This window comes from Nocardiopsis valliformis DSM 45023, assembly GCF_000340985.1.
Taxonomy (GTDB): Bacteria; Actinomycetota; Actinomycetes; order Streptosporangiales; family Streptosporangiaceae; genus Nocardiopsis; species Nocardiopsis exhalans.
On sequence record NZ_ANAZ01000030.1, the window covers coordinates 12,727 to 29,777 of the forward strand.

Annotated in this window: 11 protein-coding genes and 1 tRNA gene; 2 read left to right on the plus strand and 10 right to left on the minus strand. The window is 66.4% G+C overall.

Features of this window, described 5'->3' with window-relative positions; all coding sequences use genetic code 11:
- Positions 1-2,188: 2,188 nt before the first annotated feature.
- Positions 2,189-3,079, minus strand: coding sequence for a hypothetical protein (locus tag D457_RS0124350; protein ID WP_239646206.1), 891 nt, complete (start codon positions 3,077-3,079; stop codon positions 2,189-2,191).
- 403 nt (positions 3,080-3,482) lie between these two features.
- Here D457_RS0124350 and D457_RS0124355 point away from each other — a divergent pair, with 403 nt between their 5' ends.
- Positions 3,483-4,805, plus strand: a complete 1,323-nt coding sequence (locus D457_RS0124355; protein ID WP_017583292.1) for a hypothetical protein — start codon at positions 3,483-3,485, stop codon at positions 4,803-4,805.
- Here D457_RS0124355 and D457_RS0124360 read toward each other — a convergent pair.
- The 8 genes from D457_RS0124360 to D457_RS0124395 all read right to left on the minus strand — a co-directional run bounded on the left by D457_RS0124360 (position 4,799) and on the right by D457_RS0124395 (position 14,622).
- Entirely contained in the window at positions 4,799-5,695 is an 897-nt protein-coding gene (locus D457_RS0124360) for a phosphotransferase enzyme family protein (RefSeq protein WP_017583293.1), read from the minus strand. The two genes, D457_RS0124355 and D457_RS0124360, sit on opposite strands and share 7 nt — an antisense overlap.
- Before the next feature lie 77 nt (positions 5,696-5,772).
- Positions 5,773-6,447, minus strand: a complete 675-nt coding sequence (locus D457_RS0124365; protein ID WP_017583294.1) for an HIT family protein — start codon at positions 6,445-6,447, stop codon at positions 5,773-5,775.
- Between the two features lie 13 nt (positions 6,448-6,460).
- Entirely contained in the window at positions 6,461-7,393 is a 933-nt protein-coding gene (locus D457_RS0124370) for a DUF2797 domain-containing protein (RefSeq protein WP_017583295.1), read from the minus strand.
- Positions 7,390-8,421: a hypothetical protein gene (locus tag D457_RS0124375; protein ID WP_017583296.1), complete on the minus strand. Its 1,032-nt coding sequence runs from the start codon at positions 8,419-8,421 to the stop codon at positions 7,390-7,392. The genes D457_RS0124370 and D457_RS0124375 overlap by 4 nt, the downstream gene beginning before the upstream one ends.
- Positions 8,418-9,086 carry a hypothetical protein gene (locus tag D457_RS0124380; RefSeq protein ID WP_017583297.1) on the minus strand — a complete coding sequence of 223 codons (669 nt, stop codon included), beginning with the start codon at positions 9,084-9,086 and terminating at the stop codon, positions 8,418-8,420. The genes D457_RS0124375 and D457_RS0124380 overlap by 4 nt, the downstream gene beginning before the upstream one ends.
- A complete protein-coding gene (locus D457_RS0124385) occupies positions 9,079-9,975 on the minus strand; it encodes a hypothetical protein (protein ID WP_017583298.1) in 897 nt (298 codons plus the stop codon). Before D457_RS0124385 ends, D457_RS0124380 begins: the two co-directional genes overlap by 8 nt.
- The gene (locus D457_RS0124390; RefSeq protein ID WP_239646207.1) at positions 9,972-10,664 is read right to left on the minus strand and encodes a pyruvate phosphate dikinase; all 693 of its coding nucleotides are present in this window, start codon (positions 10,662-10,664) and stop codon (positions 9,972-9,974) included. The genes D457_RS0124385 and D457_RS0124390 overlap by 4 nt, the downstream gene beginning before the upstream one ends.
- 754 nt (positions 10,665-11,418) lie before the next feature.
- Complete coding sequence (locus D457_RS0124395; RefSeq protein WP_051073027.1) at positions 11,419-14,622, minus strand: RHS repeat-associated core domain-containing protein; 3,204 nt, start codon at positions 14,620-14,622, stop codon at positions 11,419-11,421.
- A gap of 557 nt (positions 14,623-15,179) precedes the next feature.
- On the opposite strand from D457_RS0124395, the gene D457_RS0124400 reads away from it, so the two are divergent.
- Positions 15,180-15,260, plus strand: a tRNA-Arg gene (locus tag D457_RS0124400).
- Positions 15,261-15,292: 32 nt separating this feature from the next.
- Here the strand turns inward: D457_RS0124400 and D457_RS0124405 are convergent.
- Positions 15,293-16,522, minus strand: coding sequence for a tyrosine-type recombinase/integrase (locus tag D457_RS0124405; protein WP_275041020.1), 1,230 nt, complete (start codon positions 16,520-16,522; stop codon positions 15,293-15,295).
- Positions 16,523-17,051 lie beyond the last annotated feature (529 nt).

The following is a 17,051-nucleotide window of genomic DNA, read 5'->3' on the forward strand; positions in this document are numbered from 1 at the left end:
ATCATTCCTTTAACGCGCGCACCGATTTTGGATGGCCATCCAATCCCAAAATAATGGGTTTAGTGAGGTGAATTAACAACATTTTCATAAGTGATAATGAAAGGCGAGGGGCGGGAGATGATGAGCAGGCCAGAGCGGAAGAAAGGGGGCGGGGCCGCCAGTCGGCCGACCCGCCAGCAGGCCAGGACCGCCGCCCCCTACGCGAAGGTGACTACCCACTGGGTATAAGTCTGGCCCCGTGAGTCAAGCTCAAACCCCCTCTGAACTGCAAGGATGTGGGATTTCAGCCTGATCGCACCACCAGGGCAATCGGCATAGTCACAGGTAGGCCTATCGGCATAGTCACAGGCATAGTCACTGGTAGGGCTATCGGCATAGTCACTGGAACCCCCTGTTTTCGCCCCCCTCCCGACCCGAGGGCTGGGTAGCCGCGCAAGAAAGGCCTCCTCTGATTCACCGAGCATTCTTTTATCTATCACTCAAACCGCCACACTGCACCGGGGCCAACCAGCAAGCCTCCGCACGCACGTACCGCGCGTGAAGCGTCCCAGGCCTCGTGCTCGCTCTGCGCCGTGATTCCTCACACCTGAGAACACATTATTGGCCACTCTATTATTCATCAGGGAATCGAATGTAAACAAGGATGGACTGAGCAGGCCTCCACCCGGACCGAGATCGAAGCATGCACTCTTGAACACCTAGAGGAATTGAGTGATGCAGGGACACTCAGGGGAGCGGAGGGGCGGCCGGGGAGGAGACAGGAGGGGGTACGTAGGGCGATCGGGCGAGGGGTCACCGTAGGGGCCGCCGCCCCCTACGTGAAGGTGACTACCCACTGGGTATAAGTCTGGTTTTGAGTCACACCCCTTAAACACGCCATGAACTGCGAAAACGAGTGCTTCAGGGGGGTCCACAGGCGTGGAGGGGGTGTTGGAGTGATCGGTGGAGGGTGCGTTGGAGTACTGATTCACTGCCTCTCACCTACCCCTCAGCGCAGACCTGGGGCCGGAGACGGAGGGTGTGGGGCAGCCCAGTGAGACCTCCGTGATTGACGGTGATAAGTTGGGCTTCTTTGAGCATTTTCCAGCGCGGAAGCGTGGCGTCGAGTCACTGAATAAGAAAACCCACAACCATTCTTTGAGATTCTTGTTATCGCACACACTCAGCGCCACCGCCTCATCGCCGTCGCAGGCCGCGCTCAGCTCGTGTGGGTGATGACCGAGTGTGTCTCGCTCACCGGCACCACCTCGGTCGACGACCTCGACCGATCCCCACGAGCCCACTGGCCCGGCGCAGGCAGGCCAGGGCATCGAACCAGGGCCGCTCCCTCGAAGGGAACGGCCCTGGATCCTTCTGTGCGAGGTCAGGCCACTGGCTGCCGCAGTGCCTGCCACTGACGTACCACTGCGGCCAAGTCGCTCATATCCACGGGCGGCTCACCACCGCCTGCTTCTGTGCCCCCGGGAACCGAGCCCCCTCGGCGAGGTGCCGGTGGCACCGCCCTCGCGCGACGCCGGGCGTGCTGGTTCTTCTCGTGCACGGCCAGGTACAGGCGTACCCCGCGCACTCCGTCATCGTCCTCGCACCACCCGCGCCGACCCGTGTACAACTCCCGCTGGTGGGACGGCGGCCCGGCTGTGTGCGTGCCCGTGGGGGCTTGCCCAGCACGGGGCCGAGGAACCTTCACACCCACCCTGCCCGCAGTCCCGCCCAGGCCAGGTTCAAGGCATTGGGACGGACGCCGTACCGGCAGTGGTTGACGCACCTCGGCCACCACTCGACTGCTCTGCCCAACCGGGCTACAGAACACGCCGGCAAGCACCGCCCCCAGCACCCAACGCAGATGCTCACCCCAGCCCTGTCGGCGCTTGCGATGCCGCCCGCTATGCTTTTCCACGATCTCCTCCTGCTGATACCAGGTGGGGATGAAGCCCCGGCGCGATGTTCACAGCACCGTGTCGGGGCGCCTCCACGACTTTCTTCTTCGTTCTCCATCAAGGTGTGGCCTGGTCGGGTGTCGATGGCCCCGGGGTCGTACGCCACCCGGAACTGCGCTTCCCACCCACACCACACAAAGGGCACAAAAGCCCCTAAAGCCCGCAAGGAATGCGCTGTTCCTGCAGGGCTGGTCGATGTTCGCTTGGATGAGCGAGGTTCTTCAACCCGGTACGAAAAAGGGCGGATTTCCTCAGCCCAGCACCGATATCGCCCGATTGCCAGAGGACAGTCCCTTTTCCGTGCGGGCTTTGTTCACGCGGGCCCTGATGAGGTCCGCGTTGACGCTGAGTTCCCGGGCCAGAGAGGCGTAGGTCTCCCCTCCCTCGAAGCGGGCCAGGAGCTCGCTGTTGGGCACCCCCAACTCCTTGGGCGGGCGATGTCCCTGGTGGGGCACCATGCCTGCGGCCTTGCGCTTCAAGGCGCGCTGCTTGCGCAGCCGCACCAGGTACATCACGTTCTGGTGGCGCGCCCCGGGCCGGTCATAGCCCCACATCTTCGAGGGGGTTTCTCCCTCGTGCCACAGTGCGAAGAACGCCCGTCTGGCTCGGCCCAAGGTCCGGGTGAAAGCCGCCGTGTCCATGTTCACCGCGCGCTCGGCTCGGCGGCGGTCGTCATGTTCGGCCAGCGCGGTCAGCACCTGGCGATGGGTCGGTGTGAGGGCTGCCCAGATCTGGACCAGGGCGATGCGGTCCACGAGCAGGTCTTCGTGGGAGTGAGCGGGTGCTGAGGTGCTGGTCCAGTAGCGCAGGAACGCCCTGGAGACCAGGGCTTTGTCCTTGCCGCCCAGTCCGTGGGCTTTGAGGTCCTGGTAGTGCTGGGCCTTCATCGCCTTCCACCCGATGGCGATCAGGTCGGTCTCCTGCGGACGGGCCGTGACCAGTTGCAGGTGCTCGGTGATGGCCTCCCAGGCGGTCTCGGCTCGGTGGACCATGTCCATGCCGTTCACCCAGCGGCACTCCCGCGCTGCCCACACCGCCAACCGCACCACCTGGAAGGCGGTGTAGCCGTGCCCGACCACGTCATCGGCCCTGGGCCGGGGCAACAACGGCCCGAACTCGTTCGAGCCGCGCGGAGATCTCACAGCGCCCCTGGCGAGGTTGTGGTCGCCCGCTTCGGAGGAATCGGGTTCTGTCCTCGAAAGCGGCAGTGAATCGCAGTGTCCATCGGGGTCGGTGCTGTGTGCGGGCCCCTTACCAGTGCGGTGTGAGCTCCTCACAGCCACAGGGCCGGCCTTGGACGTTGTCGCTGGGGTCATAGAGCCACTGTCCGGAGAAACCGCTGACATCCCCATGACCGTGCGGGCATGGTGGTCATGACAAGCCAGTCATGGCGGAGCTGGAGTTGGCGCCCGTAGTCTTCTGTGCCACCCACCCGCCCCGAGGTTTCGAGTGGAAGGCACCCCCGTGTTCTGCGGAAACTGTGGTCGATGCCGAGGCAGTGGCGCCTGCTCGTGTGTTCCCGCGCGGTTCTGGCGCATCCCCCAGGTGCGGCGGGCCGGGGCCGAAGGGGACGCCAACGCGCTGATCCGCCTGTTGCTCCGGCACACCGACCTGGCCCAGGACGCCATCGCGCGGATGTGCGACCTGTCCCAGACGATGGTCTCCCGGGTCCTGAGCGGCCAGCGGGAGCTACGGAAGCAGGAGACCGTCCGACGGGTGGTCGAGGGCATCACGCACGGGTACGAGATTCCCTCCCCCGCGATGGAGCGCGTCCCACCGGAGCTGGGCCTTGCGCTGAACGGCTCCCCGCAGAAGACCGCCGAAGTCCTGGGGCAGGTGGCCGGTGTGGACGTGGAGGACGTCCCAGGTGTGGAGGAGCAGCCACCGGCCTCGGCGGTCAGTTCCGCGGTGCTTTCCTGGCTGGTGTCAGGGCCCGCCTCCGGTGGGGCCGAGGCTCACGTGGCAGAGGGTCCGATCGTGGCGATCCGCAGCGCGTCAGCGACGTTCTCCGCCTTGGACAACCGCTTCGGCGGTGACAACGCGCGAGCGGCGGCGGTGCACTACCTCAACGGCACGGTGGTTCCGCTGCTTCGGAAGTCCCACGCGGAGAAGGCCAGCCGGACTCTGTTCGCGGTGTCCGCGGAGTTCGTGCTCTCGCTGGCGTGGATGTCCTACGACGCCCAGCGCAACGGCGCCGCCCGGCGCTACTTTGTTCAGGCTCTGGACCTGGCCGCGCATGCGGGCGACCGGCTGCTCGGGGCAAGTGTGCTCTCGGCGATGAGTCACCAGGCCAATTACGTCGGTGCGCACGCCGAGGCGCGGGATCTGGCCCGGGCGGCGTTGGCCGGTGCCGGGGAGCGGGCGACACAGACCATGCGGGCGCAGTTCCTGATGATGGAGGCGCGTGCCCACGCCTCCGGACAGGACAAGTCCGCGAGTTTCCAGGCGATGAGCGAGGCGGAGCGGGCTTTCGGTCGACGTGACCCGGGGTCCGATCCGGGGTGGATCGGTTACTTCGACCATGCGGAGTACTCCGACGAGGTCGCCCACTGCCATCGCGATCTGGGCCATGCCCATGTGGCGCGGCGGTTGGCGGAGCAGAGCCTGGCGTCCTCGATCGGGGAGGAGTACGCGCGCAGCCGGGTCTTCACCCGTCTGGTGTTGGCGGCTGCCGTGCTGGGGCAGGGCGAGGTCGAGGAGGCCTGCCATCTGGGCTCCGTGGTGCTGCCGCAGGTGCGGGCGACGTCCTCGGCCCGGTGCGTGGGCTACCTGAACTCGTTCGCCCGGAGTGTGCGGCCCTACCGCGGGCAGCCGACGGCGGACCGGTTCCTGAACCAGGCACGGGCCGTGGTGTCGGCTGCTCAGTAGGGGTTCCACGCCCGTGGGCGTCGCGGATCGGCCAGGTCGCTGATGCGCCGGTCGATCTCGGTGTCGATCTCGGGGCTCTCCCCGCGCTTCTGGGCGAGCCAGGTGGTCATGCGCAGTTCCCGGATCTGCTTGTAGAGGGGGAAGCCCTCCCAGGCGGTGACGTCGAACCCGTAGGCCTCGCAGAAGTCAGCGTACTCGGCTTGGCTGTGCCAGCCCAGGTCCCGGTAGAGGGCGGTCAGAACCAGGTCCCACTCGGGTGGACCCCAGCAGATGCCGTCCAGGTCAAAGAGCACGACACCGTTCGGGGTGGCCAGGACGTTGCCGATGTTGGCGTCGCCGTGGATGACGTGGATGCCCAGTACCGGCTTGGTGGTCGGGAACCGGGCAGCCAGGCTGCGATGGGTCTGACGTAGTCGGTCGCGTTGGGCGGGGCTGAGCCCGGCGGCGGTGTCGATGCGTTCGGCCACACGGTCGAAGGGGTCCAGGTCGGGGAGATCGAGTGCGGGCGGCGGGATGAGGCCGTGCAGCGCGTGTAGGAGCTTGGCCAACTCTTGGGGGACGGTCCACTCCCCTTGGACCCCCTCCCAGAGCGTGACGGCGGTGCCTTCGGCCAGAACAGGTTGTTCGCCGGGCAGGGGGCGGCTCACCGGCAGGCCCTGTGCGGCCAGCCATCGGGCGGCCCGCACCTCCCGGTCGGCCTCCGCCCACCTGGCCGCGGAGCGTTCGACCCGGGCGATGACGGCTCCGTCGCGCAGGCGGAACACCACGCGCTCCCCCATGCGGATCAGTTCGGGCCCCTCGTGAGCCGATGTCTCGGGGGTTCCCAGGGCCTGGGCGGCGGTGTGGACGGCGCGTAGGGCGCGCTCGGTGAAGTCCTCGGTGTGGGCCACGGGCCCCAGCCTATGCCAGGGCCCCGCGCCCGCCCCGTGTTCGAGCGGAGCATCCCGTGCTGAGGGGGCGAGACGGGTCACCTGGTGCTGAGGGCCGTGCTCATGCGGTGGACCCGGTCGGTCTGGGGGAAGGTGAGCCAGTCCCACTCCCCCTCTTCAGCGCCCATCCAGGTGGCCAGGCAGCGGCGGAAGAACTGGGAGGGCGCTCCGGTGGCGGTGCCGATCCAGTCCTGGTCAGGTGTTCCCAGGGCGAGGTAGGAGCGTTGTTCCTCCTCGACCAGGCGGCGGGAGGCGCTGATCCAGTCCATGCAGGGTCGCATGGTGACGGGTGCCGGAATGTGGTCGAGGAAGCGCCGGTGATCGTGGTCGGTGGCCACGACGTGGATGTGGGTGTGGTCGTAGCAGGCACCGCCCTTGTCACGGAAGTCGAGGCTGCCGTGTTCGAAGACGAGGCTGTCCAGACCGCTGCGTCGGCGGATGAGGCCGGTGACCTGTGGGATGAGGGTGCGCAGGTCGGCGTGTTCGGCGTCGTCCAGCCAGCCCACGGAGAGGGTGTGGCGCTTGGAGACGATGAGCAGGTACCAGTCGGTGAGTGCGCCGATGCAGGGCATGACGACGAAGTGTTCGCTCTCCAGGAGCACGTAGTCGGTGCGGGTCCGGGCCAGGCCCAGGTCGTAGAAGAGGTTGGAGTCGTCGCCACCTTCCACCTCGCAGCAGAAGGTGCAGATCTCGCTCAGGGTGCTCTCGTGCACGGGGTCCTCCGGGTCAGAACAGGGTGGGCGCGCCGGTGGGAGCGTCCTCGGCGGTGGCCGGGGCCAGGGATCGGCCGATGAGCCTGCTCAGGTCGGTGCAGTGGCGGGGCGCGTCGGGTTGGGGTTCGGTGGAGAACACGGCGACGGGGCCGGCGGCCCCGGTGATGTGCAGCCGGTGGGTGCCCTGGGTGAGGTCGTCTGGGTAGGCGAGCACGGGGGCGGATTCGAAGACGGCGGTGGAGCAGGCGGGGCGTATCCAGGGCTCGGGGGCGGCGAGCACTTCGGTGCCGGGCTGTTCGTCGCCGATCTTGTCCAGGTAAAGGGTGACCTGGGATGCGAGGTCGGTCAGCTTCGTGATGAGGGCGGTGGTGTCGATGCTGTTCTGCAGGCCCAGGACCTTACGGCGGGTTTGGACTTGTTGGGGCAGCGCGAAGTGCTGGGAGACGGCGGACTCCAGGGTGCGGACCGTGGCCCCGTCCTTGGTGCGGGCCAGGTAGAGGGCGGCGACGGGTCCCTGCTCGGCCAGGCGGCTGCGGCGGCGTGAGTCGGCGGCGGTGCCGACCTTGGTCGTGCCGTTGGCGAAGACGTCGAGGTAGAGCCAGTGCGGTTGCCGGAGGTAGTCGCGGATGTTCTCGGGCAGCGCGTCGGGGGTGCGGTGGGCCTGGTGGGCGGCGATGAACCCCTCCTTGTACTGGCAGCGTCGGCACTGCTTGCCCCGGGTGACGACCTCGTCGGTGCGGCAGCGCACGTGCCTGCCCTCGGCTCCGGTGAGGTCGAACCAGCCGATGCAGCGCCGCTGCTCGCCGTCGACACGGAAGACGTGCTCGCCCAGGAGGGGGTGGAGCAGGCTGTGTTCGGGGTGGTCGGGGTCGGTGGTGCGCAGGCGCGGGGTGTCGGGGTCGCTCCAGTCCAAGCCGAGAAGGGTGACGGGTGCGGTCGGGTTCATACCAGGCTCCGGTGCAGGATCGTTTCGATGTGGTGCAGGCAGCGGCGGCGCCGGGTGGCGACGGGGTTGCTGCGTTCGGCGTACAGGCCGTGGTCGTGGGTGCCGTTGAGGTTGTCGGTGACGATGTGCAGGTAGTCGAAGGGCACCTGGGCGGTGGTGGCGGCGAGGGCCATGTGCCCGATCTCGGGGTCCACCACGTCGAAGTGTGCACGGTGTTGCTCGAGCCAGGTGCGGGTTTCGTCCAGGACGCTGGGGACCGTGATGTGCCGGGCCCGGTCGCGCAGCCCGGGCAGTGCGGGGCCGAGGTCCAGGGCGCTCTTCCAGGAGAGGGGATGGCCCTTCACCTGGCTGGTGGTGCCGGTGACGATGACGGTGTTGGGTTCCATGTAGGGCTGGAGGCCGCCGAGTTTGCCGACGTAGAGCACGCCCGAGGTGTGGCCGCGGGTGATCAGAGCGGTGACCAGGTCACCGGCGAGGTCACCCCAGAAGCTGAACTCGCATCCCAGTAGGAGTGCGGTGGAGCGGCCGACGCGGGCGGTACGCCAGCCGAAGCCGGGGGGGTGGTTCCAGTCGGTGCTGGAGGCGGGTGGCCGGGTGAGGAGGGGTTCGACGTAACCGAGGATCGCCAGGTCGTGTGTGGGCAGGTTTCGTGGAAGCCAGTGGTCGACGAACGCCAGCCCCTGCCCGGGGACGGGCTGCTCGACGGTGATCTCGGCCGGTAGGTCCGTCATGGCGCAGGCCGCGCGTAGAAGCTCCGCGTAGTGGTGGGTGTAGTCCTGGCCGGGAGGGACCACGCAGTGCAGGACTCCGTCGGCGAGGGTGAAGTAGGGGCGGCGCCAGTTGAAGCGTTTGCCCACGCGTTTGTCACCGCCGAGGAGGAAGCTCAGGGAGCGATTGGGGTAGACCCATGCCCGGCCACGGGCGGCGGTGAGCAGGTCCAGGGGGATCTTGGGGAGGACGTAGTCGGGGAGGCGTTCGCCCATAGTGTGTTCGCTGGCCAGGACGGGGCCGGTCGCGGTGGTGTTCACGCTTTGACCTCTCCGCGCAGGAGGGGCAGGAGGGGCAGGAGATCCGTTTCGTCGGCGGTGCTCGGCAGGGTGTGCACGGGTGCCGGGTGTGCGCTGAGCAGTACCTCCAGGGCGCGGGCGGTACGGGTCTGGTAGTCGGTGAAGGCAGCGGAGGAGGTCGTGGCCTTCTTGGTGGTGAAGGCGCCGTGTTCGGAGGGTTTGGAGGTTCCGGCCCTGCGGGTGGTGGCCACCTCCGCCGTGGTGGTGAGCAGGACGACTCGGTCGGGCTGTGGCAGGGCGGAGAACACGGCTTCGGCCTGGTATACGAGTCGATCGTCGCCGGACAGGGTCATGCGGGCCTGGTGTTTGAAGTACCAGCCGTCGACCACCACCGGCCGGTCCCGGTCGAGTGCGGGTGCCACGTAGGCATGGTGGAAGAGCGTGTACCAGGCCGCCAGGGAGTGCAGCCAGTAGTGCGCCGGGTAGTCCCAGACCGGTTCGGCGTGGTCGTAGCCCCAGGTGAGGTCGTGCATGAGGGCAAGGCGCCGGTCCAGCCATGTGTTCCCGGTGTGGGGCGGATCGTCCTTACTCAGGGCGGTGGCCCGCGAGGGGACGGTGGTCAGGCGGGACAGCAGGTGGCTCTTGCCCGCTCCGTCGATGCCCTCGATGGTCCAGAACTCAGCCATGGGCGCTCCTGACGGTGATTCCGGCTTCGCGAAGGTTGATGGCCAGGTGCGAGAGCAGGCCTGAACGCAGGTACACCTCTTGTGTTCCGGCCCGGTGGAGCCGGTCGATGAATGCGGCCAGGCGGGTGTGCTCTTCCCGGGCGACGGACACGTCGAGCAGAACGGGGCCCTCGGGTAGGGGTGCGTCGGTCGAGGAGAGCGGGGCCGTGCTGATCGGAGGTATGGCGGTGTCCTGTTGCCAGGTGTCGGGCTCGGGCACACTGCTGCGGAGGTTCTGGGCGGAGAGTCCGTAGCGGCTGGAGTGGTGCAGCTTGAGACCGAACGGCTGGCCCAGGTCGTCGCGAAGGGCCGTCAAGTGGCGGCGGTGTTCACGAACCCATGCCACCAGGGTGGCGATCTGCCAGTCATCGACGCGGGCCAGTCGCTGTCGGGTTCCGTGGTGGGGGTCGTGGAAGCGAGCCATCTGGGGATGGGTGTCCGGGATGGTGAGTTCGAGGCCATCGTCCTTCACCACCAGGACGGCGGGGGCCAGGCGACTGTCCAGCTCCCAGATTCCGGGAACGATCTCGGCCACCACCACTGACTCGTAGACCGCGAGTTCGACAGAGAAGAGCACCTGCTCATAGGGCTGTACCAGTACAGACAGCCCCGGAGCGAGATCAATGATCCACTTCGCCGCGGCTGCGGGTGTGGCACCGACCAAGCGAGGCAGGTTCCGTTCCTCGGAAGTGGCCGCGGTGCGCAGCACCAGGAGTCGGTGCTCGCTGAAGCTGTCGCGCAGGGCCCGAGTACTCATCTGGTGCGGTCGCCGCACGACACGGATCGGTACACGCAGCAGCCCGTGGGCTTCGAGGGCGTTGACGGCCTCGATCTTGTCCCAGTCGCTCATGAGGCCCACTCCAGGGCAGCCCGTGTGATCGGGCGTACCTGGAGCACCAGGACGGTCGCGCCGGTCCAGGCCCACTCCACGTCGACGTCGAACCCGAAGTGGGCGCTGAGCTGTTGGCACAGGGGGTGGAGCTGCGCGGTGAGGGCGAGGCTCGGGATCTGCTCGGGGCCGGTCGATGCCCTGAACCGGTGGGCGTCACGTCGAGCTCGCATACGCAACGGCATCCCGGCGGTGGCTCCGTCCGGGTACGGGGATGCTTCGACCAGCAGGCGGTCCTGGCTGAGGAAGGCCACACCGTACAGGGAAGCGTCAGCCTGTTCCTGAACCAGAACGCACCCGCCCGGGACGGTCTCCAGTTCCTCCTGTGGGAGGAGATCTTGGTCGATGACCCGGGCCAGTGCGGAGGCATCGGGCGGACAGTTCAGCAGCGACACCGATCGCCCCGCCTGGGCACGCTCCAGCCCGTCCTCCAGGGTCGAGCTCGTGCGCACCACGACTCGGCGGGGCCGGTAGAGCTCCAACCACGTGCGGAGTGAGGCGATCGCTTCGCTGGTTCCGTGCGCCAGAGCAGCAGTACTGAGGCAGAGCCCCGGCGGCACGGGGAGCCCGAGGTCAGCGACCTGGCTCAGCCGCGCCGCCTTGTGACCCCACAGGTCGGGGTCCAACCGCTGAGAGAGCAGGTCAGCCACCAAGGCGCCACCTGCTCTCGACGCAGATCGTCAGGCTGAATGCCGCTTCAATGAATCCGTCCATGCCCTCACTCTGGCCAGCCCAGAGGGGCCATCCCATGACCGGCCAGTCATGGATTCACCGACGTGGGGCAGCGGCTCCATCGTGAGTGACGGGAGGCGATCCCGACACACACCACTTGCTCGCACCTAACGGACGATGAGGATTCCAAGATCAGTCCATCTGCAAAAAAATACCTTGTTTCACTTCTGCCAAACTATTCACACACCTATCGTCGACCATCAGCCAATGGGAGAGCAATCCCAGCCGCAGACAATCTGTGAATCATGGAAAAATTATCTCACAACACGCAAGGGCACTACTTCCACGAAGCAGAAATTCCGAGAGCTTATTACCGTTAACCCTTTTTCATGAAATTAGAAATCGGCCCGCGAAAGAATCGCGGGCCGATTTAGTGGATCATGTCCGATTCATGAGCCCCCTCGCAGAATACTGCTCATACACCCCAAGGGAGAAGCCTCGAACATTGAGATGGAATTTCATCGCTTCGATTTTCTCCGCAGAATCTCTCTAACACCAAGAAATGAGAAGCAGACTAGCACACCAACCAGGAGATAGACTACGAACCCACCTCCCATAATCATGTGCATCAGCAGCGCCCACGAGGAAGAAGCAAGCAGGCCAAAAAGGACGACCAAGACTGTTTTCTTATTCATCTCTGTTTCGTTCATTGAAATTTATCAGCTTGATCAATTAACACATTAGTGCGCCGGTGACTACACCGCCGATAGCTCCTTGAGCCACTCCATAAAGCATGCCCACACTTGCTCCACCAACCCCACCTGCGAGCGTGCCTGCTGGACCAAGAATGGAACCACCGACAGCGCCTGCGACGGCGCCCCATCCCATGCCAACCATTCCACCGACGGCGAAACCTACGACGATGTTCTCGAACATGCATGCGCCATAGGATTGGAGTCCCGTGAGGTCGGTGTTGTTGATGGGATCGCACGCAGCGTAGGTGTGGTTGTTCAGCTCCTGGCGGGAGGGGTCCGGTTGGGTGAAGCCCAGGGTGAAGGTGTCGTAGAAGCGGTGGGACAGGTGCACGGTCCCGTCCTGGAACTGGTAGGCACCGGTGTAACCGAACGGGTTCAGCTCTCCGGCCCGGGTGTCTTCCAGGGTGTCACTGTTCTGCTCGCCGTAGGGGCTGTATTCATAGACCGCGTCCGGCGCATCGGCCTCCGAACCCTCGGCGGTCAGGGCCAGGACGGTGTTCTGGTGGTCCAGGGTGTAGTGGAAGCGCTCGTCACCCTCCCAGGCCACCATCGAGATCAACTCACCGTTGGGGTCACGCACGAAGCTGGTGCGCTCGCCTTCGGAGGCGATGTTGGTGACCCCGAGGGCGGTGTTGGACAGCTGGCGCTCGATCCGGTCGCCGTCGTGGACGTCGGTGATGCCGCGCATCTGGGTCTGGTCGGTGGTGTCATAGCTCAACCACGCGGCCAGGTCACCGTCGCCGTCGTCGATGCGGGTGTTCTGCTTGGTCACCGAGTACTCGTAGACGTACTCACCCCGGCCGGTCATGTTCCCGGCCTCATCGTGGGTGACGTCCTCACCGCGCGCTCGGGTGGGCTGGTCGGCGTCGTTGTAGGCGAACTCCTCCTCCCCCGAGGTGAGGAGGTTGCCGGCGTCGTCGTAGGTGTAGTCGATCTGGCCGTTGCTGGTCAGGCGCTGCAGCCCGTCGTAGGTGAAATTCTCCCTCTCGCCGTTGACGGTGCGCGCCTGCAGTTGGGTGCTGTCGTCTCCGTCGGCGGTGTCCCAGGTGTAGGAGGCCTCCACCAGGGTCTGGTCGGCAGCGCCGGTGGTGGTGATGGAGGTCAGACGTCCCGAAGCATCGTAGGAACGGTCCTCCTCGGCACCGTCCGGATGGACGATCGAGGTGCGCCGGTTGTTCGCGTCGTAGGAGAAGGTGGTCTCCGCACCCGTGTGGTCGACCAGGGATGTGAGGCGGAACGCGGCGTCGTAAGCGTAGGTGGTGGTGTTGCCGTGTTCGGTGATCGCGGTGACGTTACCGGCCGCGTCATGGGTGTAGGTGGTCGTCTCCGAACCGGCGGAGTCAGTGCGCTCCGATTCCAGGAGGTCGCCGCGGCCGTTGTAGGACCAGGTGGTGCTCGCCTGGTCGGTGTGGGTGGCCACCTGGCGGCCGTTGCCGTCGTAGTCGATGCTCTGGAGCACGTCACCGTCGTGGGAGATGGACACGATCCGGTCCAGCCGGTCGTAGCCGTAGTCCAACCTGGTGCCGTTGCCATCGGTGACGGAGGTGACCCGGGAGAGGGAGTCGTAGCCGAAGGCGGTGGCGCCGATCGGGCCCGGTTCGGCCATCTCGGTCAGGTTCCCGACACTGTCGTAGGAGAACGTGGTCTCGTTGCCGTTGGCGTCGGTCATCGACGACACCAACCCCTGGCCCGTGTAGGACAAGGAGGACACCTCGATGTCCATGTCCTCCTGGACCGCGCGGGTCAGGTTGCCCGCGTCGTCGTAGGACATCGACAGCTCATCGCCGTCCGGGGTGGTGACGCTGGTGGGTTTGGCCGGATTGGCGGTGTCAGCGAACCCCACCGAGGTGGCCGCCCCGGTGGGCAGCTCGGTACCGATGAGGTTGTTGAACTCATCATGGGAGTACGTCACGGACGATTCGATCGGATCGGTGGTCGAAGCCACGTCCGAGTTGGCCGTCCAGGTCTGCGAACGGGTGTTACCGACCTGGTCGGTCGCCGAGGTCTGGCGTCCCTGGTCATCAAAGGCCAGGGTGGACTCACCCCCGTTCGGATCGGTGACCACCGTTTCGGTGTTGGTCCACACATTGTCACTGTCGTAGGTGTAGGAGGTGCTCGCACCGCCCTCACTGCCCTCCGGAGCGGTCAGGGAGGTGACCCGCGAGCGGTCGTCGTAGGACAAGGACCAGGTGGCGCCGTTGGCGTCGGTGATGGAGGTCAGGTCGGATCCGTCGTAGCCAAACGACAGCTCCTGCCCGGCCCGATCCGTCAGGGCGGTGAGGTTGTCGTCATCGTCGTAGGAGAAGGAAGAAGCGGTCTCACCGACCGGGTCGGTGATCTCCAGCAGCTCGTAGTACCAACCGTCGCCCTCCCAGTCGAAGGTGGTCACCCGGTCCTGGGAGTCCACGATCGAGGCCAGATTGCCCTCGGAGTCATAGCGCAGCCGGTGGGTGTTGCCGTTGCGGTCGGCCTGGGAGTACAGCCAGCCCTGTGCGGTGAAGGTCCACACCTGGTCGGCGTACTCGCCCCGGTGGAAGGTCAGCGCGTAGTGGCCGTTCTCGAGCTCTTGGAGGTCAGCGTTGAGACCGGCGGGTGAGTCGTAGCCGCCCTCACCGTCGCCTTCGAAGAACTCACAGTAGCCCGAGGGGCCCTGGAAGATGACGGGGTCGGTGAAGCGGAAATCCAGTCCGACATCGCGCCCGTGACTGATCGTCCACGGGTCGATGTCGTAGTGGGAGTTGTAGAAGGAGGAGATCGACAGATCCAGGCCGGTCCCGGCCATGGTCAGGTCCCGGTGCTGGAGCACGAGATTGCCGCTTTGTGTGTTGACGGCAAGCTCGAGCCGGTCGCTGATCTGGTGGCGTTCCAGGGGTTGCCATTCCTGGATACCGCGCAGGTCGTTGGCGCAGCTGCTGGCAGCGGCTTCGATGTCTTGCGCGGATGCGGCCGCCGCGTCGTCGCCGTCCTCGCTCGGCGGGGCCCAGGGCTCCTCGGGTGCCTGGCCGCCGGTGGGGTCGGTGTTGGCCTGACCCGGCTCCCAGGTTTGAGGGGCGGGCACGTTGCGGTCAGCGGGTGAGTGCGGGCCTTGATCGGCCCACACCGGTGGGGCCGACAACAGCCCGAGGGCCAGGGTGGCGGCGGCCGTGGTGGCCACAAACGCGCGCACGGGGTGGGATCTCAAAGGGGGAACGCTCCAAGGAAAGGGGGGATCAGGGGATGACAGCGCATCCACACCCGAACCGGGGCCTGGGACGGGCATGAGGAACCGGGCCGGGTGTGGGGATGCGGCCCGGGCAGACTACGGGCCGTCAAGGCACAGACACGATCAACCCAGGGTCACTGCATTCACTGAGAGCGAAGGGACTTTCGGGTGGTTTAGCCGATCGAGAAGCAAAACGTGGCGGCGTCGGCGCTGTGCGCAGGAAGAACGCCAGAGCGCAACACATCACTCAGGCCTCTGCGGGCCTCATGCGGGGTACTGGGTACCGGCATCGGGTCGTGGTGTCCACATGTGGCCCCCGGCAACAGTTGCCACAAAGCAACTACCTGTGGAAACCAACAAGACACAGAGGGCGACATGAGTGGAGCATCGGCCCGCCCGATTCTTCGCCCCCACCATCGGACGCGCTCCCGGGTTGTGTGCTCCGTTCGTGCTCCGCAGTTCTGGACCAAGGCGCCAGAGGGCGACACCCCTTGACACGAAACGACAGTAGTGCTCGGATGGGAAGGGACAAAACGGCACTCTGTGGCACGTACGGGCACGAAAGCATCGGACTTCTAATCCGACGGTCGCAGGTTCGAATCCTGCCGGGTGCGCCACAAAACCCCAGTTCAAACGGGGTACAACAGCCTCACCCTCGTCGTGCTCCCACACTGATGGGGCCAGGATGGGGCCGAGGTGGGGCCGGGACCGTCCTCACCTTCCGCGCTCTCCCCCGCCGATGAGCCCTCCCCGCATCGCGCAACACCAGCCACGCCGTGCGCTCCGCCGCCTCCCGCGCCACCTGCGCCACCTGCGCCACCTGCGCCACCTGCGCCACCTGCGCCACCTGCGGCAACACACTCGAGTAGGTGTCCGCCGTCAACACGATGCTCGCATGCCCCAACATCGCCTGGACCACCTTCAACTCCACCCCGGCCGCCAACGCCAACGTCGTAGCCCCATGGCGCAAGTCGTGCAACCGCACCGGCGGCAACCCGCTAGAGGTGTTCAGCTTCCGAAACAGACGCGACAACCGCTCCGGCGCCAACGCCCCACCCCGCAGGGCAGTGAACACGAACCCCCGCGGATCCCACACCCGCCCCTGACCCTGTGCTTCCTGCTGCTGGTGCCACTGGTGGCGGCGCAACACCCCCAAGGTGGTGTGGTCCACCGACAGCATCCGTCGACTCGCCGCGCTCTTGGGAGCCAGCTCCACCAACCTGCCCTGGTGAGACTGCAGTTGGCGCTCCACCCGCACCGTCCCCCGCACCAGATCGATATCGGGCCAGCGCAACCCCACGATCTCGCCCCGGCGCAACCCCGTCATCACCGCCAGGTGAAACAAGGCGTACAACCGGTCCTCGCGAACGTGGTCCAGGAACGCGCGAGTCTGCTCCACCGTCCACACCGCCACCACCGGACGTACCCCACCGTTGCGCCAGTCCGCGACGGCCTGCTCGGTCCACACCACCGGCCGCGTCGCACGGCCGCCCTCCAACCGCAACCCCTTGGCCGGGTTCGAGGCCAACAACCCCTGGTGCACTGCGGTGTTCAACGCCGCCCGTAACGTGGCCCGCACCCGCTGCACCGTCGCCGCCGACAACAGCACGCCCGTAGGCGAGCGGTGCCGGGAAATGGACGTGAAGGCCTGCGCCACCACAGCGGGAGTCAGTTCCTCCAGGACCAGAGCGCCCAGGTGGGGTTGCAGGTGGCGGTGGATGTGTTCGGCGTAACTGGTCCGGGTCAACGGCCGCAGCCGGGTGCGGATGGTCAACCAGTGCTTCAACCACTCCCCGACCGTCAACACCGCCGGATCGGTATCGCCGCCCTCGAGCTCCCGCACCCGGCGCAGACCCTGGCGGGCTGCTTCCCGGGACACGAACCCACCCCGACGCACCCGACGCCGATCACCCGGGGCGTGGTCCAGCTCCAGCGCGAAGTACCAACTCCCATGCCCCCTACGCGCCAGGTCGGGGCACCGACCCTCCCGTGCCTTCACACCCCTCACGCCACGGCACCCGCACCGCTTGTACACCCAACCCGATCCAGACACAACGAACACCCCCACAACCAGTGTCCGCCCACGAACGGGACAGAGGCGATGCCCTGTGTCCACGGGTGAGCGACCTTCAGGATCGCTCACCACCTCCCGGGTGACGGGAGGCGATCCCGGAACACACCAAAGCCCCCATCACCCCGGCGCGAGACAGTCCTACTTGGCTGACCCGTTCCGCTGCCCACGCCCGCGGTCACTGGACGGTGGACCGGGTGCACTACGTGCGGGACGTGACCTTCGGTGAGGAAGCCCGGCGCACCCGAAGCGGGGCAGCCTCGGCGGTGCTGGGCTGTTTGACCGACATCGTCCGCTAGAGGTTAAACGCCACGGGGTGGAAGAACACCCAGTTCGG

Bases quoted from the DNA above. Each gene is read 5' to 3' on its own strand.
- D457_RS0124370 (WP_017583295.1), bottom strand. From the start codon at position 7,393: ATGAACCCGACCGCACCCGTCACCCTTCTCGGCTTGGACTGGAGCGAC.
- D457_RS0124380 (WP_017583297.1), bottom strand. From the start codon at position 9,086: ATGGCTGAGTTCTGGACCATCGAGGGCATCGACGGAGCGGGCAAGAGC.
- D457_RS0124385 (WP_017583298.1), bottom strand. From the start codon at position 9,975: ATGAGCGACTGGGACAAGATCGAGGCCGTCAACGCCCTCGAAGCCCAC.